This is a genomic window from Streptomyces sp. NPDC058470 (assembly GCF_042721055.1).
GTDB lineage: Bacteria > Actinomycetota > Actinomycetes > Streptomycetales > Streptomycetaceae > Streptomyces.
In genome coordinates this window covers 19150-37584 of record NZ_JBHXMF010000079.1, presented here as the reverse complement: position 1 = coordinate 37584, position 18435 = coordinate 19150, and the positions used below count along the sequence as shown (strand labels likewise).

The window sequence follows — 18435 nt, the reverse complement described above, 5'->3', positions numbered from 1 at the left end:
CGCAAGGAAGGTGAGCGTCACATGACCCCAAACCCCCACCGGACCGGGCATCAGGGCCCCCTCCCGACCCCGCTCCCAAACGCCCGCCCGCACCCGACCTCGCCCCAGGACACCGATCCCACCCCGACGACTCCCCGCCCCCTCCACTTCGGTTACGGAACCAACGGCCTCACCGATCTCCGTCTCGACGACGCCCTCGCTCTCCTCGCCGACCTCGGCTACGACGGCGTCGGTCTGACCCTCGACCACATGCACCTCGATCCGCTCGCCCCGGAACTCGGCACCCGCACCGCCAAGGTGGCCCGCAGACTGGATGAGCTCGGCCTCACGGTCACCGTGGAGACCGGTGCCCGCTATGTCCTCGACCCGCGGCGCAAGCACGGCCCGTCCCTCCTCGACCCGGATCCGGAGGACCGGGCCCGGCGGGTGGACCTGCTCATTCGCGCCGTGCGGGTGGCAGCGGATCTGGGTGCCCACGCCGTGCACTGCTTCAGCGGAGTCACTCCGGCCGGCACGGACGAGGACATTGCCTGGAAACGCCTCGCCGAGGCACTCGCCCCTGTGCTGGACGCCGCCACCCACGCCGGAGTCCCCCTCGCCGTCGAACCCGAGCCCGGCCACCTGCTCTCCTCCCTCGCCGACTTCCACCGTCTCCGCCTGGCACTCGGCGACCCGGCCGCCCTCGGTCTCACCCTCGACATCGGCCACTGCCAGTGCCTCGAACCCCTCTCACCCGCCGACTGCGTACGCGCCGCCGCCCCCTGGCTGCGCCATGTCCAGATCGAGGACATGCGGCGCGGCGTCCACGAACACCTCCCCTTCGGGGACGGGGAGATCGACTTCCCGCCCGTACTGGAAGCCCTGGCCGCCACCGGCTACCAGGCCCTCACCGTCGTCGAACTGCCCCGCCACTCCCACGCGGGCCCCCACTTCGCCGAACAGTCCCTCCCATTCCTCCACCGCGCGGCCCGGGAGACCCCCCACAGCCGCGAAGGGAGAATCCCGTGAACCACCCACAGCCCAGCCACCACGCCCCGGCGAGCGACACCACCCCTCCCGTCGTCGCCGAGCTGTACGCCCGCCTGAATACCCACCTCGGCGGAGCCGCCCGCGCCTGGCTGGACCAGGCCCTCGACGAGGCCGCCGCCCACCCCGGCGCCCACGGCCCCATCTCCGTCTGGGAACTACGGATAGCCGAAGCCGGCCGCCGGTGCGGACCCGAGTACGCCGACGCCGCCCGCGTACTCCTCCTGCATGCCGCCCGCGCCGACATGAACGCCCTCGCCCGCGTCTACCGCCAGGGCACCGCCGCCGAACGCCGAGCCGTCCTGCACGCGCTGCCCCACCTGGTGGCGGGGCCCGACGCCCTGCCCCTCGTCGAGGACGCGCTGCGCACCAACGACACCCGGCTCGTCGCCGCCGCTGTCGGCCCGTACGCCGCCCGTCACCTCGATGCCCACAACTGGCGCCACGCCGTGCTGAAGTGCCTGTTCACCGGTGTCCCCGTCGAGGAGGTGGCCGAGCTGCCCCGGCGCGCCCGCGCCGACGCCGAACTCGCCCGGATGCTCGCCGACTACGCCGACGAACGCACCGCCGCGGGCCGTCCCGTACCCGAGGACCTGTACCGCGTCCTGACCCTGACCGACCCCACGGCCACCCCCACTGGCACGTCCGGCAGCTCCGGCTCGCGCCGGACATCCGGCTCGTCCGGCAAGGAGTCCTGATGCGCATCTTCGACCCCCACATCCACATGACGTCACGGACCACCGACGACTACGAGGCCATGCACGCCGCGGGCGTCCGCGCCGTCGTCGAACCCTCCTTCTGGCTCGGCCAGCCCCGCACCTCTCCCACCTCCTTCCTCGACTACTTCGACTCCCTCCTCGGCTGGGAACCCTTCCGCGCCGCCCAGTACGGCATCGCCCACCACTGCACGCTCGCCCTCAACCCCAAGGAGGCGAACGACCCCCGCTGCGTCCCTGTCCTCGACGAACTGCCCCGCTATCTCGTCAAGGACCAGGTCGTGGCCGTCGGCGAGATCGGCTACGACTCGATGACCCCCGCCGAGGACACCGCCCTGGCCGCCCAGCTCCAGCTCGCCGCCGACCACGAGCTGCCCGCGCTCGTGCACACCCCGCACCGCGACAAACTGGCCGGCCTGCGCCGCACCCTCGACGTGGTCCGGGAGTCCGCACTGCCCCCGGACCACGTCCTGATCGACCACCTCAACGAGACCACCGTCAAAGAGGCCAAGGACAGCGGCTGCTGGCTGGGCTTCTCCGTCTATCCCGACACCAAGATGGACGAGGAACGGATGGTCGCGATCCTGCGGGCGTACGGACCGGAGAAGGTGCTGGTCAACTCGGCCGCCGACTGGGGGAGAAGCGATCCCCTCAAGACCCGCCGGGTCGGTGACGCCCTGCTGGCGGCCGGATTCACCGACGACGAGGTCGACCGGGTGCTGTGGCGCAACCCCGTGGCTTTCTACGGGCTCAGCGGACGGCTGAACCTCGACCTCGCCTCCCCGGACGCCACCCACGAAGGCAACTCCATCCTCCGTGGCGGGGAGTGAACGATGCGCTTCCGCCACCCCGACGGCTCGACCGTCCACCTCGCCTACTGCACCAACGTCCACCCGGCCGAAACCCTCGACGGCGTCCTCGCCCAGCTCCGCGACCACTGCGAACCCGTCCGCCGACGCCTCGGCCGCGACCGCCTCGGTATCGGCCTGTGGCTGGCCAGGGACGCCGCCCACGCCCTGGTCACCGACCCGTCCGCACTGCGCGGACTGCGCACCGAACTCGACCGTCGCGGACTGGAAGTCGTCACCCTCAACGGCTTCCCGTACGAGGGCTTCGGCGCGGAAGAGGTCAAGTACCGCGTCTACCAGCCGGACTGGGCCGACCCGGAGCGCCTCGCCCACACCACCGCGCTGGCCCGCGTCCTCGCCCAGCTGCTTCCCGACGATGTCACCGAAGGCACCATCTCCACCCTGCCGCTGGCCTGGCGCACCGCGTACGACGACAAACGGGCGGCAACGGCCCACACCGCGCTGACCACGCTCGCCGAACGACTCGATGCCCTCGACGAACTCACCGGCCGCTCCATCCGCATCGGCCTGGAGCCGGAACCCGGCTGCACCGTCGAGACCACGCACGACGCCATCGCCCCGCTCACCGCCATCGGCCACCACCGCATCGGCATCTGCGTCGACACCTGCCATCTCGCCACCTCCTTCGAAGACCCGGACACCGCACTGGACGCCCTCGCGGATGCCCGCGTCCCCGTCGTCAAGTCCCAGCTCTCAGCCGCCCTGCACGCCGAACACCCCCATCTCCCCGAAGTCCGCGCAGCCCTCGCCGCCTTCGACGAACCCCGCTTCCTGCACCAGACCCGCACCCGGACGGCCGCCGGCCTGCGCGGCACCGACGATCTGGGCGAGGCCCTCGCAGGCGACGCCCTGCCAGACGCCTCACCCTGGCGCGCCCACTTCCACGTCCCACTGCACGCGGCCCCCGCCGCGCCCCTCACCTCCACACTCCCTGTACTCCGCGCGGCCCTGACCCGCCTCGTCGGCGGCCCGCACCCGCTCACCCGCCATCTGGAGGTCGAGACCTACACCTGGCAGACCCTCCCGCCCGAACTGCGTCCCCGCGGACGAGCCCAGTTGGCCGACGGCATCGCCGCCGAACTCACCCTTGCCCGCGACCTGTTGACCGACCTCGGCCTCAAGGAGCTGCCGTGAGCACAGCACCCGTGAGCCCCTCACCGGAGCGCACCGGCCGCCCCACTCCGCTCCTCGTCCTGGACGTCGTCGGCCTCACCCCCCGTCTTCTCGACCACATGCCCCACCTCAAGGCGCTCGGCCAGTCCGGCTCCCGTGCCCCTCTCGGCACCGTCCTGCCCGCCGTCACCTGCGCCGCCCAGTCGACCTTCCTCACCGGCACCCACCCCTCCGAGCACGGGATCGTCGGCAACGGCTGGTACTTCCGCGAGCTGGGCGACGTACTTCTGTGGCGTCAGCACAACGGCCTCGTCTCCGGCGACAAGCTGTGGGACGCCGCCCGCCGCGAGCACCCCGGCTACACGGTCGCCAATATCTGCTGGTGGTTCGCCATGGGCGCCGACACCGATTTCACTGTCACCCCTCGTCCCGTCTACTACGCCGACGGCCGCAAGGAACCCGACTGCTACACCAGGCCCCCGGCCCTGCGCGACGAACTCACCGAGAAGCTCGGCGTGTTCCCGCTGTTCCACTTCTGGGGTCCCGGCGCGGACCTCGTCTCCAGCCGCTGGATCATCGACGCGACCCGCCACATCATCCGCACCCGGCACCCCGACCTGACCCTCTGCTATCTCCCTCACCTCGACTACGACCTCCAGCGCTTCGGCCCCGACGACCCGCGCTCCCTCCAGGCGGCCACGGACCTCGACGCGGCCATGGCTCCCCTTCTCGACGACGCGAAGGCCGAAGGCCGAACCGTCGTCGCGCTCTCCGAGTACGGCATCACCCGCGTGAACCGCCCCGTCGACATCAACCGCGCCCTGCGCCGCGCCGGACTCCTCGAAGTGCACACGCAGGACGGCATGGAGTACCTCGACCCGATGGCCTCCCGTGCCTTCGCGGTCGCCGACCACCAGATCGCGCATGTCTACGTGCGCCGCCCGGAGGACCTGGAGGCCACAAAAGCGGCACTCGCCGATCTGCCCGGCATCGAGCAACTCCTCGACGACGAGGGCAAGAAGACCCATCACCTCGACCACCCACGCTCGGGCGAACTCGTCGCCGTTGCGGAGCCGGACGCCTGGTTCACGTACTACTACTGGCTCGACGACGCACGCGCGCCCGACTTCGCGCAGCTCGTCGAGATCCACCGCAAACCCGGCTACGACCCGGTTGAACTCTTCATGGACCCCCTCGACCCCTATGTGAAGGTCAAGGCGGCGGGCGCGCTGGCCCGCAAGAAGCTCGGCATGCGCTACCGCATGGCGGTCGTGCCCCTGGACCCGGCACCTATTCGAGGCAGCCACGGCCGTCTCCCCATGAGCGACGACGACGGTCCGCTCATCATCTGCTCCACCCCCCGCACAGTCACCGGCCGCGTCGCGGCCACCGAAGTGAAATCCCTGCTCCTCACCCTGGCCGGCCTCGCATGACGAGCCGTGACAAGACGTGACGAGCAACTACGGAAAGTGAAGCACGCGCCACTGACAACGCGTGCCGCGAAGTGACCCGCACGCATCTGACCTGCAACAACAGGAGAAGAGGCACCCGTGACCGACCTTCAGCACACCTCCGGAACCGACAGAGCCGACGGCACCGACGAGGCCCTGCGCCGCACTCTCGGCGTCGGCCGTCGCAGCTTCCTGAGCACCTGCACCGCCGTCGCGACCGCCGCGATCGCCGCACCCGTCTTCGGCGCCTCGCCGGCCCTGGCCCAGAGCCGGGGAGGCGACGGCCACCGTGGTGAGGTCCTCGTCCCCGCGAACAGGCGCGGCATCATCCTCTACACCGTCCGTGACGCCACGGGCCGTGACCCCCTCACCACCGATCTGCCCTCCGGTTTCCGCGAGGTCTTCAAAGAGCTCTCGCGGTACGGCTACCGGCAGGTGGAGTTCGCCGGATACGGCCAGCACGCCAACTCCCCGGGCGGCGCCAACCTGGAGTCCGTGGCGGGCGCCAAAATGCTGCGCTCCTGGCTCGACGAGTACGGACTGCGGGCGCAGGGCAACCACGGCTACATACCCCCGTCCTGGCCGCTCACGACACCCGACCTCGACACCTTCAAGCGGCACTTGGAGATCGCCAACATCCTGGGCCTCGCCCACATGGGTACCGGCGGCGACCCCACCGGCAGCGCCTACCGGGCCGACTGGGACGTGGCGGGCGACAAATGGAACGCGCTCGGCGCGATCGCCCGCCGTGAGGGCGTCAAGCTGTACACCCACAACCACGACGCGGCGTACGGATTCCTGCTCGACGGAGGCCCGCTCGACGCCCAGGGCAACCCCACCCGAAGCTCCGGCATCCGCAAGCTGGAGTACTTCCTGAAGGTCACGGACCCGAAACTCGTCTGGCTCGAGATGGACATCTTCTGGGCGCACGTCGCCCAGTACAAGTTCCACACCTACACCGCCCACGACGGCTCCACCCGGGAGAAGGTCTTCGACCCCGCGGGTCTCGTCGTCCGCAACAACAAGCGCTACCCGCTGTTCCACGCGAAGGACGGGACCGTCAACACCACCAACGGCATGGGCTACGACATGGTGCCGTTCGGGACCGGCGTCATCGACTACACCACGTTCTTCTCGCGCGTCGGCGAGAGGAACTACCACAACCCGATGGTCGAGCAGGACAACGCCCCGAGCTCCACCGACCTCGCGCAGTCACTGACGTATGCGAAGACCGGCTACGACAACCTCGCGGCCCTCCGCAAGAGGCGCAGGTAGTGGCCCCACGCCCAACACGGACGGGCGGCCCTCCCCGCGAGTCAGAACGTGGGGAGGGCCGCCCGTTGTCAGGACTGCCTTACTCAGCCGGTCGGTACGTGCTCAGCCGACCGGAACCTCCTTGCTCAGCCCACCGGTTGCGGCTGTGGTGCGGATAGCTTCACCGTGCGGTTCTGCCCCGGCTGGCGCAGGAGCAGTGCTATTGCCGCCGCCACCATGGAGATGCTGCCGGCCAGCGCGTAGGCGCCGTTGTAACCCCAGGCGGCGACCACCATCGAGCCGAGACCACCACCGAACAGGCCACTGATCAGCTTGCCGCTGTACACCAGCCCGTAGTTGGTGGCGTTGTAGTTCTCGCCGAAGTAGTCCGGCGTGAGAGCCGCGAACAGCGGGTAGAAGGCCCCGCCGCCGAACCCGGAGAGGAAGGCGAAGACCAGGAACAGCCACTCGCTCTTGATGTCACCGGCCCAGATCACGCCGAACTGCGCGAGCCCCAGGATGACGATGACGGACACCAGGGTCTGCTTACGGCCCAAGGTGTCGGACAGCCAGCCCACCACTCCGCGGCCGATGCCGTTGATGACGGCCATGACGCCCATCGACGACGCCGCCACCAGGGGGCCGAAGCCCACCTCCTTGGCGAAGTCGACCTGGAACGAGATCCCGAAGATCGACACGCCCGCGCTCATGACGAGTGCGATCCACATCAGGGGGAGCATCCCGGTCCTGATGGCCTCCTTGGGTGTGTACTGCTTCACCGCGGGAGGGTTCTTGGCGAGGCTGGCCGCGCCCTTCGTGGTGCTGCCGTAGGTCAGCGGGTCGATGTCCGCCGGCCACCAGTTCTTCGGCGGGTCCTTGAAGAAGAACGCCGTCGCCACCACCACGACCATGATGTAGACACCGATGAGGTCCAGCACACGGTGGTAGTTGGCCGTGTCGAACGCGTAGTTGAAGATGAAGATGAACGGCAGGGAGCCGTACGCGAATCCGCCGTTGACGAATCCTGTCTTCGCACCACGTCGCTCGGGGAACCACTTACCGACCATGTTGATGCAGGTCGCGTACACCAGGCCGGACCCGATGCCCCCGATGACGCCGAAGCCCAGGATGGCCAGGACGACGTTGCTCAGGTGCGAGAGGGCCAGGAAGCCCAGCAGACACATGACGGACCCTATGTACATGGCGCTGCGGGCCGTCAGTATCCCCTTCTCCCGCATCCAGCCCGCGGGGAAGGCAATACCGGCCTGGAAAAAGATCCAGACGCTGAGAATCCAGAACGTGTTGCTCTGTGTCCAACCGTGTCCATGGGACAGGGTGTCCTCGGCCGATCCGTACGCGTACTCGAATACGCTGATCGCCATCATGGCTATCCATGGCAGGTACACCATGAACTTGCGTGAGTGGCCCAGGATGTCCCGGTCCGTTTCGCCGATCCGGTAGACACGGCCCCGGGAATCGGTGACTTCACGGTATGCGCGGTTCGAGGCGTCGGGGTTGTCCGACGAGTCTTTCGCGGCGATTGGTTCCGCCGTCATTACGCCATCTCCTCGCCAAGCGGTTGCGGGTTGGGAACTATGCGCCGGGCATCTTGCGGCTTGGGCCTGCCCGGAGATTTGAGGAACGTCGCCAGCACGGCGGACATCAGACCGATGGATCCAGCGATCACGAAGGCACCTTCGTAGTCCCACGCGTCGACGACCAGCGCGCCCACGCCTGAGCCCACGAGGCCCGAGACCAGCTTCGAGCTGTAGACGATTCCGTAGTTGGAGGCGTTGTTGTCCTCGCCGAAGTAGTCAGCCGTCATGGCGGCGAACAGCGGGAAGATCGCGCCGCCGCCGAATCCGGAGACCATGGAGCAGAACAGGAAGAACGGCATGCTGCCCATCTGGCCGGAGATCAGCACACCGAACTGGGCGGTGCCCAGCACCAGACACACGATGATCAGTGTCTTGCGCCGGCCGACCTGGTCGGATATCCAGCCGATGATGCCGCGTCCGGTGCCGTTGACGATGGCCTTCAGGGACATCGCCGTGGCCACGATCCCGCCCGCGAAGCCCATGTCCTTGCCGAACGGCACCTGGAATGCGATACCGAAGATGTTGATTCCGGCCGTGCACAGCAGGCAGAACCACATCATCCAGAGCAGAGGTGTACGTACTGCCTCCCTGGGGACGTACTGCTTCACCGCCGGCGGGTTCTTCGCCAGCGCCTTACGGACCCTCGGGTCCTCCGAGGCCTTCAGCGGGTCGGCGTGCGCCGGCCACCAGCCCTTGGGCGGGTCCTTGAAGAACCAGCCCGCGAAGGCGACGACGGTGCAGCAGACCACACCGACCGCCACCAGGACGGTCTTGTAGTTGCTCAGGTCCAAGTAGGACGTGAACAGGAACACGAAGGGCACCGAGCCATAGGCGAAACCGCCGTTGACCAGGCCGGTCTTGCCGCCCTTGCGCTCCGGGTACCACTTTCCGACCATGTTCACGGAGGTCGCGTAGACGAGACCGGCTCCGATACCGCTGAACATGCCGAACCCGATGTACGCGACGATCACGTGCGGTGCGTACGCGAGCGACAGATAGCCCAGCAGCGTGCCGAGTGCGCCGAGGAACATGGCGTACCGCGCGGGCAGCTTTCCGCTCTCACGGAGTTGCCCGGCCGGGAAGGCGATGGCTGCCTGGAAGAAGATCCAGACGCCCATCAGCCAGAAGATGTGCCCGCTGTCCCACAGGTGTGCCTCGTGCAGCGTGTCCTCGGCCGAGGTGAACGCGTACTCCGAGGAGCTGATGCCCAGCATGCCCATCCATGGGAAGAGCACCATGGTCCATCGTGGTCGCCCCATGATGTCCCGATCGGTCTCCCCGATGCGGTACTTGCGGCCGTTGGTGTCCGTCACCTCCCTGTATGGAACGGGCTTTGAGAAGTCGGTGGTTGTCATTGTTCAAGCACCCCTTGCGTCGAAAGATCTGGACAGCGCCCCCTGCCAAATGCCTTTCGTGCGCTTACGGGTCACGGGGGTGGCCAACGCGCACCGTGGGTCCCCGCGCGGGCTTAGGTCATGAACCCGCCCCCCAACAGCCCTGCCGCCCGCACCCGGCGGTACTGCGCGCCGGGTGCGGCCACGGGCTTCTCGGTCGTGTACGGGGAGGCGCCGGCCTCCCGCTGGTAGTCCGGGACAGTCATCTCATGGATGACCGCGATCCCGTACGCGTCGGTGGTCACGTCAGATCACCCCGCTCGACCTGAGGAGGTGGAGCTCCTCGTGCCCGAGGCCGAGTTCGCCGACGTAGACCTCTTCGTTGTGCTCGCCGAGTAGCGGCGGGCTGGTCACGTCGACGGGGGAGTCGGAAAGCTTCAGCGGGCTGCCCACGGTCACGAACTCGCCCCGCTCAGGGTGCGGCACGCGTACGACCATCTCGTTGGCGACCAGTGAGGCGTCCTCGATGATCTCCTTCGTGGACAGAATCGGGCCGCAGGGGATGTGGTGGGCGTTGAGCCGCTCCAGCACCTCCATCTTGGGGAGGGTGCTGGTCCACTCCTCGATCAGCTGGAACATCTTCTCCAGCTTGGGCAGCCGGGCCTCGGGGGTGGCCCACTCGGGGTCCTCGGCCAGCTCGGGCCGGCCCAGGAGTGCGGTGATCGGCTTCCAGCCAACGGGCTGCACGATCACGTACACGTAGTCGTTGGGGCCACCGGGGGCGCATTTGACCGCCCAGCCGGGCTGGCCGCCGCCGGAGGCGTTTCCCGACCTGGGAACCTCGTCGCCGAAGTCCTCGTTGGGATATTCGGAGAGTGGACCATGGGCAAGGCGCTGCTGATCGCGCAGCTTCACCCGGCAGAGGTTGAGCACAGCATGCTGCATGGCCACATTGACCCGCTGGCCGCGGCCGGTGGTCTCCCGTTGGAACAGCGCCGCGAGGATCCCCGCCACGGCGTGGATGCCGGTGCCCGAGTCGCCGATCTGGGCGCCGGTCGCGAGCGGCGGGCCGTCCTCGAAGCCCGTGGTCGCCATGGCTCCGCCCATGGCTTGCGCGACGACCTCGTACGCCTTGTAGTTGGTGTACGGGCCTTCGCCGAAGCCCTTGATGGACGCGTAGACGATACGCGGGTTGATCTCGCGGATGCGGTCCCAGGTGAAGCCCATGCGGTCGATGGCACCGGGCCCGAAGTTCTCGACCATGACGTCGCAGCGGCTGATCAGCTCGGTGAGGAGCTGCTTGCCGCGTTCGGTCTTGGTGTTGAGGGTGATGCTGCGCTTGTTGCTGTTGAGCATCGTGAAGTAGAGGGAGTCGACGTCCGGGAGGTCGCGGAGTTGTCTACGTGTGATGTCACCGGTCGGCGCCTCCAGCTTGAGGACGTCCGCACCGAGCCAGGCCAGCAGCTGGGTCGCCGAGGGACCGGACTGCACATGTGTCATGTCGAGGACTCGGATGCCTTCGAGAGCCTTCGTTGTCACAGGTCACCTCACTTGTCCGTTGGTTCCAGCGCCCTGGCGTCGCAGGGTGTGAGCCCCGCTTGGCACATTGCATACAGTCGACGGATACTGTATGAAGATTGTTATCCCGCATCCGATGGGTGATGTCCAGGGGGCGTGCACCACTTTTAAGACAGGAGCCTGATGATGGACCTGTACGAACACCAGGCGCGGGCACTCTTCGAGGAGCACGGCATCGTGGTACCGCGGGCCGAGGTCACGGACTCGCCCAAGGAGGCGCGCGAGATCGCCCGCCGACTGGGTGGCAATGTGGTGGTAAAGGCCCAGGTGAAGATCGGCGGGCGCGGCAAGGCGGGCGGGGTGAAAGTCGCCACGGACCCGGCCGCAGCCGAGTTGACGGCGCGTCAGATTCTCGGAATGGACATCAAGGGTCACACGGTCCGCACGGTGATGCTGGCCCAACTCGTGGACATCGAGAGCGAGTTCTACGTCTCCTATGTCCTCGACAGGGCAGCCGGACAATTCATCGCGATTGCCTCCGCCGAGGGCGGCATGGAGATCGAAGAAGTGGCCGCGACCAGGCCAGAAGCGGTAGCACGCATTCCGATCGACCCCGCAGAAGGCGTCACGTCCGCAAAGGCGACCGAAATTATCCAGGTAGCAGGGCTACCACCACAGGCGGTTGACGTGCTGGTTCGGCTGTGGCAGGTGCTGATTCGCGAGGACGCCGTCCTCGTCGAGGTGAACCCCCTCGTCCGTACCTCCAAGGGGCAGCTTCTGGCCCTGGACGGCAAGGTCACCCTCGATGACAACGCCCGCTTCAGGCAGGCGCGTTGGGGCGAGCAGGACGCCGGGCACGATGATCCGCTGGAGGCGGCGGCCGCCGCCAAGGGCCTCAACTACGTCAAGCTCGACGGCGAGGTCGGCGTCATCGGCAATGGCGCGGGTCTGGTCATGTCAACGCTCGACGTGGTCGCCGGCTGCGGCGCCCGCCCGGCGAACTTCCTCGACATCGGCGGCGGAGCATCCGCCCAGATCATGGCCGACGGCCTGTCCGTGATCCTCTCCGACCCGGACGTGAAGTCCGTCTTCGTCAACGTCTTCGGCGGGATCACCGCCTGTGACGCGGTCGCCGACGGCATCGTGCAGGCCCTGGACACCGTCCACCTCACCAAGCCGTTGGTGGTCCGCCTCGACGGCAACAACGCCGTCCGCGGCCGCGCCATCCTCGACGACCGCGCCCACCCCCTGGTGCAGCAGGCCACCACCATGGACGGCGCCGCGCGCCGCGCCGCCCAACTCGCCAACGCCGTCTGAAGGACGTGGACATGGCCATCTTTCTCAGCAAGGAATCCAAGGTCCTCGTCCAGGGCATGACCGGCGCCGAGGGCATGAAGCACACCCGGCGCATGCTCTCGGCCGGCACCGACATCGTCGGCGGCGTCAACCCCCGCAAGGCGGGCCGGACCGTCGACTTCGACGACCGTGCCGTACCCGTGTTCGGGTCGGTGCGCGAAGGCATCGAGGCCACCGGAGCGGACGTGAGCGTCGTCTTCGTCCCACCGGCCTTCGCCAAAGCGGCCGTACTGGAGGCTGCAGACGCCGGGATCGGACTCGCCGTCGTCATCACCGAGGGCATCCCGGTCCACGACTCCGTGGTCTTCAACGCGTACGCCGCCACCAAGGGCACACGCGTCATCGGCCCCAACTGTCCCGGCCTGATCAGTCCCGGCGAGTCGAACGCGGGCATCATCCCCGCCGACATCGCCAAGCCCGGTCGCATCGGCCTGGTCTCCAAGTCCGGCACCCTCACCTACCAGCTCATGTACGAGCTGAGAGACATCGGCTTCTCGACCTGTGTCGGCATCGGCGGCGACCCCGTCGTCGGCACCACCCACATCGACTGCCTGGCGGCCTTCCAGGAAGACCCCGACACGGAACTGATCGTTCTCATCGGGGAGATCGGCGGCGACGCCGAGGAACGGGCGGCCGCGTACATCCGCGACCACATCACCAAGCCCGTCGTCGGCTACATCGCCGGATTCACCGCCCCTGAAGGAAAGACCATGGGGCACGCGGGCGCCATCGTCTCCGGTTCGTCGGGCACCGCCCAGGCGAAGAAGAAGGCCCTGGAGGCGGTCGGAGTGCGCGTGGGCAGCACCCCGACCGAGACGGCAAGACTGGTACTCAACCAGCTCGAAACGGAACGTGACGTCACTCATAGTTGACGTGCGGTGACTGCCGGAGACATCACGGCCTCACTACGTTCCTCCGTACGGACACAGCTGTCCCACAGTCACTCCGTACGTACGCGACACCTGCTCGCGCGGGCCCGAGCTTCCTGCCGTTCGGCAGAGGCCAGGCCCCCCGCCCCCGACTGTGCACCGAGAGCGGAGACATCCGATGACCACCACCCTCAACACCACCAACCTCGTCCTGAAGGCCGGTACGTCCTGGAACGACGCCTGGCAGCGCTGCCTCCGGGTGGCGCCGGAGGCCTTCCAGGACGACCGGGTTCTCAACCTCTGGGGCTCCGGCTGGCAGGCGGACGGCCGGGCGCTGCCCGCCATCAGCCCCGTCGACGGCAGCCCCATCGCGGGCCCGCCGCGCCTGGACGGCGCCACCGCCCAGCAGGCCGTGCGCGCCTCGCTCGACCAGCACCGCGCCTGGCGCCATGTTCCCCTCGCGGAGCGCCGGGCCCGCGTCGCGGCGACCCTCGACGCGCTGACCGAGCACCGCGAACTGCTCGCGCTCCTGCTGGTCTGGGAGATAGGCAAGCCCTGGCGGCTCGCCCAGGCCGATGTGGACCGGGCCATCGACGGCGTGCGCTGGTACGTCGACGGCATCGAGCCCATGGTGGAGGGCCGGACCCCGCTGGAGGGGCCCGTGTCCAACATCGCGAGCTGGAACTACCCGATGAGCGTGCTCGTTCACGCAATGCTGGTACAGGCACTGGCCGGCAACGCGGTCATCGCCAAGACCCCGACCGACGGCGGCGTCGCCTGTCTCACCCTGGCCAGCGCGCTCGCCGTACGCGAAGGGATCCCCGTCACCCTCGTCAGCGGCAGCGGACGCGAGCTGTCCGAGGCACTCGTCCGTGCGCCCGAGATCGGCTGCGTCTCCTTCGTCGGCGGCCGCGACACGGGCGCCGCGGTGGCCACCGCCGTCGCCGACCTGGGCAAGCGGCACGTGCTGGAACAGGAGGGGCTCAACACCTGGGGCATCTGGAACCACACGGACTGGGACTCCCTGACCGCGGTCATCCCCAAGCTCTTCGACTACGGCAAGCAGCGCTGCACGGCCTACCCGCGCTTCGTCGTCCAGCGGACCCTGTTCGACGAGTTCCTGGACGCCTACCTTCCGGCGGTCCGCACCCTGCGTATCGGCCACCCGCTCGCGGTCGAGCACCCCGACGACCCGTTCCCGTCCCTGGACTTCGGCCCCGTGATCAATGCGGCCAAGGCCAAGGACCTCCACGACCAGGTCGCCGAGGCCATCGACCGGGGCGCCGTCCCGCTGCACCGCGGCAACCTGTCCGACGCGCGCTTCCTGCCCGGCCAGGACACCTCGGCGTACGTCCATCCCGTCACGATCCTCAACCCGCCCCCGTCCTCGCCGCTGCACCACGCGGAACCCTTCGGCCCGGTCGACACCATCGTGCTGGTCGACACCGAGGCCGAACTGCTCGCCGCCATGAACGCGTCCAACGGCGCACTGGTCGCCACCCTGTCCACGGACGACAGGGCGACGTACGACCGGCTGGCACCGCAGATCCGGGCGTTCAAGGTCGGGCATGGCAAGCCCCGCTCCCGCGGCGACCGCGACGAGCTCTTCGGCGGCTTCGGCGCGTCGTGGCGCGGCGCGTTCGTGGGCGGGGAACTGCTGGTGCGCGCGGTGACACAGGGACCGGTGGGGGAGCGGCTGCCGGGCAACTTCCCCGACTACCACCTCATGCCGTGAAGTGAGGACGGCGCGGGCGGCGTCCATGATCGGACGCCGCCCGCGGACTCCTGAGTAGTCCCCGCGTTACTCATTGTGAGACCCGTACGGCACCTCCGCCTGGGCCCGCGCATCCGCCCCGACAGCCCGGATATGCAGGTGAAAGGCGCTCCGAAACCTTGGTATTGTTGTGCATGTCGCCGCGGGGAACACCCCCGTCCAGGCGGCAGACACCCAGTCCGGGTGGCGGAATGGCAGACGCGCTAGCTTGAGGTGCTAGTACCCTTTATCGGGTGTGGGGGTTCAAGTCCCCCCTCGGACACACATTGAAATCCAAGGTCGTTCGGGTCGAGATTCACTTCGACCCGGACGATTTTTTGTGCGGACCGATACGTCATACGCGGCCACTGGCGGCCGTGCGCCATTGCCATCGCCTCCGGGTCCGCCTCCTCCTCGACCATGCGGATCGCCCCCCAGGCCCCGGCTCGCGGTGGCTGCGATCGCCGGCAGGCCGCGGGTCGTCCCACAGGTCGGCGAGCAGTCTGGCGCGGCGTTCGACGCGGTCGGCGACGAACCGGAGGAAGCCTCCGGTGACGCCGCCGTCGCAGACCCGGTGGTCAAGGCTCAACGGGAGCTGTCCGACCTTGCGCACGGCGAGCTCGCCGTCGACCACCCACGGTTTGTCCGCGATGCGGCCGACGCCGAGAGTCGCGGCCTCGGGGTGGTTGATGATGGGCGTCGAGCCGTCCGCCCCGAACACGCCCTAGTTGTTGAGGGTGAAGGTGCCGTCGGTCAGTAGTTCGGGCGGCAGACGCCCGGCCGTGGCGAGGGCGGTCAACCGTGCCAGTTCGGCGGCGAGCTCCGCGGTGGACAGGCGATGGGCGTCGCGTACGACGGGTACGACCAGGCCGCGCTCGGTCTGGGCGGCGAAGCCGAGGTGTACTTCGCGGTGGCAGACGATCTGCTGCCGTTCGGTGTCGACCGAGGAGTTGAGCTCGGGGAACCGCGGCAGGCCGAACTGCACCTCGCCCGCGGAGGTGATGAAGGCGCTGCCAGGTGACGGGGCAGCCCCCTGCCGCGCAAGTGGACCCGTGGGGCCGGTTGGGGCTACTCTCGGTCGAGTAAGTGGACCCATGGGTCCGATTGCTCGTTGTGGGTGGAGAGATACGAGATGAGTGTCGACGTGAAGAGCCCCCCGCAGGGCTCACTTCTGGTCCTGGCGCTGGCGGCCACGGCTTATGCGCTCGCCCAGACGGCTGTGGTCCCGGCCATGACCGGGATGACGGAGGCACTGCATGCCAGTTCGGCGAGCGTGACATGGGTGCTGACGGGCTATCTGGTGTCGGCGGCGATCCTGACGCCCGTGATCGGCCGGCTCGGTGACATGTTCGGCAAGCGGCGCATGCTGCTCATCGCGCTCGTGCTCTTCGGTGTCGGCGCCGTGCTGGCCGCGGTGGTCGGCAATATCTGGTTTGTCGTCGCGGCCCGTGTGCTCCAAGGAGCCGGCGGCGGCATCTTCCCGCTCTGCTTCGGCATCATCAGCGACGACTTCCCGCCGAACCGAAGGGCGGGGGCGCTCGGCCTGATCTCGGCGATCGCGGGTATCGGCGCCGGAGCGGGTCTGCTGCTGGGCGGTCTGCTGATCGACCACGCCTCGTACCAGTGGATCTTCTGGTCCGGCGCGATCATGGCCGGGCTGGCGATGCTGGGCGTACGGACCCTGCCTGCGGGCAACCACCACGTCAAGGGCAAGGTCGACTACGCCGGTGCCGTGCTGCTGGCCGTCGGTGTGACGGCTCCGCTGATCGCCCTCACCAAGACCGCCGACTGGGGCTGGACGGACGCCCGCGTCCTGGGCCTCATCGCCGCGGGTCTCCTCGTCCTGGTGCTCTTCGGCCTGTTCGAGCGGCGTGTCCGAGAGCCGCTGGTGGACATGTCGGTGCTGGGCCGTCCGCCGGTGCTCGCCACCAACATCGCCACGGTGCTGGCCGGCTTCGCCATGTTCGGAGCCTTCGTCCTCATCCCGCAGCTCGCGGAGACCCCCAAGGCGTCCGGCTACGGTCTCGGTATGGACGCGACCCACGCGGGACTGCTGCTCCTGCCGGCCTGCCTGATGATGCTCGTGGCCGGGGCCGTCTGCGGGAAGCTTTCGGCGAAGGCCGGCGGTAAGGTCCCGCTCGCCCTCGGCATGCTGACCGCCGCGGGCGGTCTGGGACTGCTGGCCGCCCAGCACGGCTCCGTCACCACCATCGTGATCTACTCCATGATCGTCTTCGCCGGTATCGGTATGGCCATGGCGGCGATGCCCAACCTGATCGTGGGGGCCGTGCCGCGCTCCATGACAGGGCAGGCGACCGGAGTCAACGCCCTGATCCGCTCGCTCGGTTCGTCGATCGGTTCGCAGGTGGCCGCCACGCTCCTGGCGGGCAGCGTCACCGCCGGGATGCTGCTTCCCACGGATCACGCCTTCGGTGAGGCATTCGCCATCGGGGCGGTCGCGGCGGCCGTCGCGGGAGCCGCGGCCCTCCTGATCCCGCGCACCCGCGCCGACCAGACCGAGCCGGTGGCGGACATCGCCCCGCCCGCTGTGGTGACCAGCACTGGGGCAGGTCGGGGAGACTGACCGTATGCCGCAGTCACCGTCCACCCTGCCCGTGTCTCTCGATGACGACTGGTCCGCACGGCGTGCCGACGCCCGTCGCAACCACGAGAAGATCATCACTGCGGCGCTGGAGGTCTTCGCCGAGCGCGGTCTGGCGGCCACGGTGCCGGAGGTCGCGAGGCGGGCGGGCGTAGGGAAGGCCACGGTCTACCGCAGCTACGCGACGAAGGCCGACCTGATCGAGGCCGTCGCCGAGTACCAGCTGCGGTGGATGGAACACCGGATCGCACAGGCGCTGGCCGAGTCTGACGCCTACCCGGCGCTGAGCGCTCTTTTGGGCGACATGGCAGAGCGGCTCGCCGGCGACCGGGTACTGGCGGACGTCGTCCCCGAGAGCTCCGAGGAGCTCAACAGCAACATCATGACCGGCATCGAAGCCCTGCTGGTCGCCGCGAGGGAACAGGGCGGGATCGGTCCGGACGTCACCATCGAGGACTTCCGGGTCCTCTTCGGCGGCTACACCCGCCAGTTGGTCGCCATGGAAATCCGCGATCCGGCCGTCTGGCGCCGCTACAGCCAGCTGGTCCTCAGGGCATTCAGCATCTGAGTCGAGGCGAGCCGACATCGACGTGTTCCGAACCACCGCGGGATCCACGGTGTGGTTGCGGTAATCCCGATCGGGGTTACGGCGTCGATCCCCCTCCGACGCGGATCAGATGACATCCCCAGCCTGTGCGGGTCGAGCGAAGCTCGGCTCGCACCCGCTGTTTTCCGGGATCTCCGCAGCGAGGAGCAGGTACGACCCTGCGTACTCGCGCGGTGGTACGAACGATCCTGCCGTCCTGCGGTCAGGGCGAGCGGTCGATCAGCACCGACCGCACCGCGAGATCCTCACGTGGTTGATGGGGAAGTCGACGTAGCTGTGGCGGTTCTTCGCACCCCAAGTGAGGTTCGAGGACCGGTGGAACTTACCCCGACCGTTCCCGGCGGGTGAGGCGCGGCCGGTAGCGTCGAG

14 protein-coding genes, 1 tRNA gene and 2 pseudogenes are annotated in these 18435 nt (G+C 68.6%); 12 read left to right on the top strand and 5 right to left on the bottom strand.

What is annotated here, in order from left to right; genetic code table 11:
- Positions 1 to 21: 21 nt before the first annotated feature.
- From ACFWP7_RS38120 to ACFWP7_RS38095, 6 genes are all read left to right on the top strand, one after another.
- The gene (locus ACFWP7_RS38120; RefSeq protein WP_384391682.1) at positions 22 to 1008 is read left to right on the top strand and encodes a sugar phosphate isomerase/epimerase family protein; all 987 of its coding nucleotides are present in this window, start codon (positions 22 to 24) and stop codon (positions 1006 to 1008) included.
- A complete protein-coding gene (locus tag ACFWP7_RS38115) occupies positions 1005 to 1724 on the top strand; it encodes an EboA domain-containing protein (RefSeq protein WP_384391679.1) in 720 nt (239 codons plus the stop codon). Before ACFWP7_RS38120 ends, ACFWP7_RS38115 begins: the two co-directional genes overlap by 4 nt.
- Entirely contained in the window at positions 1724 to 2572 is an 849-nt protein-coding gene (locus tag ACFWP7_RS38110) for a TatD family hydrolase (protein WP_384391677.1), read from the top strand. Before ACFWP7_RS38115 ends, ACFWP7_RS38110 begins: the two co-directional genes overlap by 1 nt.
- Before the next feature lie 3 nt (positions 2573 to 2575).
- Complete coding sequence (eboE, locus tag ACFWP7_RS38105) at positions 2576 to 3745, top strand: metabolite traffic protein EboE (protein ID WP_384391674.1); 1170 nt, start codon at positions 2576 to 2578, stop codon at positions 3743 to 3745.
- A complete protein-coding gene (locus ACFWP7_RS38100; RefSeq protein WP_384391671.1) occupies positions 3742 to 5157 on the top strand; it encodes an alkaline phosphatase family protein in 1416 nt (471 codons plus the stop codon). Before eboE ends, ACFWP7_RS38100 begins: the two co-directional genes overlap by 4 nt.
- Before the next feature lie 117 nt (positions 5158 to 5274).
- The gene (locus ACFWP7_RS38095) at positions 5275 to 6450 is read left to right on the top strand and encodes a sugar phosphate isomerase/epimerase family protein (RefSeq protein ID WP_384391669.1); all 1176 of its coding nucleotides are present in this window, start codon (positions 5275 to 5277) and stop codon (positions 6448 to 6450) included.
- A 125-nt stretch (positions 6451 to 6575) separates the two neighbouring features.
- On the opposite strand, the gene ACFWP7_RS38090 is transcribed toward ACFWP7_RS38095, so the two are convergent.
- The 4 genes and pseudogenes from ACFWP7_RS38090 to frc form a co-directional block, all read right to left on the bottom strand.
- Positions 6576 to 7985: an OFA family MFS transporter gene (locus ACFWP7_RS38090; protein WP_384391666.1), complete on the bottom strand. Its 1410-nt coding sequence runs from the start codon at positions 7983 to 7985 to the stop codon at positions 6576 to 6578.
- The gene (locus tag ACFWP7_RS38085) at positions 7985 to 9382 is read right to left on the bottom strand and encodes an OFA family MFS transporter (RefSeq protein ID WP_384391663.1); all 1398 of its coding nucleotides are present in this window, start codon (positions 9380 to 9382) and stop codon (positions 7985 to 7987) included. The genes ACFWP7_RS38090 and ACFWP7_RS38085 overlap by 1 nt, the downstream gene beginning before the upstream one ends.
- Positions 9383 to 9495: 113 nt before the next feature.
- Positions 9496 to 9612, bottom strand: a pseudogene (locus ACFWP7_RS38080) (hypothetical protein); the annotation flags it as partial.
- A 55-nt stretch (positions 9613 to 9667) separates the two neighbouring features.
- Positions 9668 to 10900: a formyl-CoA transferase gene (frc, locus tag ACFWP7_RS38075; RefSeq protein WP_384391659.1), complete on the bottom strand. Its 1233-nt coding sequence runs from the start codon at positions 10898 to 10900 to the stop codon at positions 9668 to 9670.
- 165 nt (positions 10901 to 11065) lie between these two features.
- Between frc and sucC the strand changes: the two genes are divergently transcribed.
- The 4 genes from sucC (at position 11066) to ACFWP7_RS38055 (ending at position 15140) form a co-directional block, all read left to right on the top strand.
- Positions 11066 to 12196: an ADP-forming succinate--CoA ligase subunit beta gene (gene sucC / locus ACFWP7_RS38070; protein ID WP_384391684.1), complete on the top strand. Its 1131-nt coding sequence runs from the start codon at positions 11066 to 11068 to the stop codon at positions 12194 to 12196.
- 11 nt (positions 12197 to 12207) lie between these two features.
- Positions 12208 to 13107 (top strand): succinate--CoA ligase subunit alpha, encoded by a 900-nt coding sequence (gene sucD / locus ACFWP7_RS38065; protein ID WP_384391656.1) that lies wholly within the window; start codon positions 12208 to 12210, stop codon positions 13105 to 13107.
- Positions 13108 to 13282: 175 nt separating this feature from the next.
- The gene (locus ACFWP7_RS38060) at positions 13283 to 14839 is read left to right on the top strand and encodes an aldehyde dehydrogenase family protein (protein ID WP_384391653.1); all 1557 of its coding nucleotides are present in this window, start codon (positions 13283 to 13285) and stop codon (positions 14837 to 14839) included.
- Positions 14840 to 15055: 216 nt separating this feature from the next.
- A tRNA-Leu gene (locus ACFWP7_RS38055) sits at positions 15056 to 15140 on the top strand.
- 204 nt (positions 15141 to 15344) lie between these two features.
- Here the strand turns inward: ACFWP7_RS38055 and ACFWP7_RS38050 are convergent.
- Positions 15345 to 15830 (bottom strand): annotated as a pseudogene (locus tag ACFWP7_RS38050) (2-oxo acid dehydrogenase subunit E2); the annotation flags it as partial.
- A gap of 159 nt (positions 15831 to 15989) precedes the next feature.
- Here ACFWP7_RS38050 and ACFWP7_RS38045 point away from each other — a divergent pair.
- Complete coding sequence (locus ACFWP7_RS38045; protein ID WP_384391650.1) at positions 15990 to 17441, top strand: MFS transporter; 1452 nt, start codon at positions 15990 to 15992, stop codon at positions 17439 to 17441.
- A 4-nt stretch (positions 17442 to 17445) separates the two neighbouring features.
- The gene (locus ACFWP7_RS38040) at positions 17446 to 18027 is read left to right on the top strand and encodes a TetR/AcrR family transcriptional regulator (RefSeq protein ID WP_384391647.1); all 582 of its coding nucleotides are present in this window, start codon (positions 17446 to 17448) and stop codon (positions 18025 to 18027) included.
- Positions 18028 to 18435 lie beyond the last annotated feature (408 nt).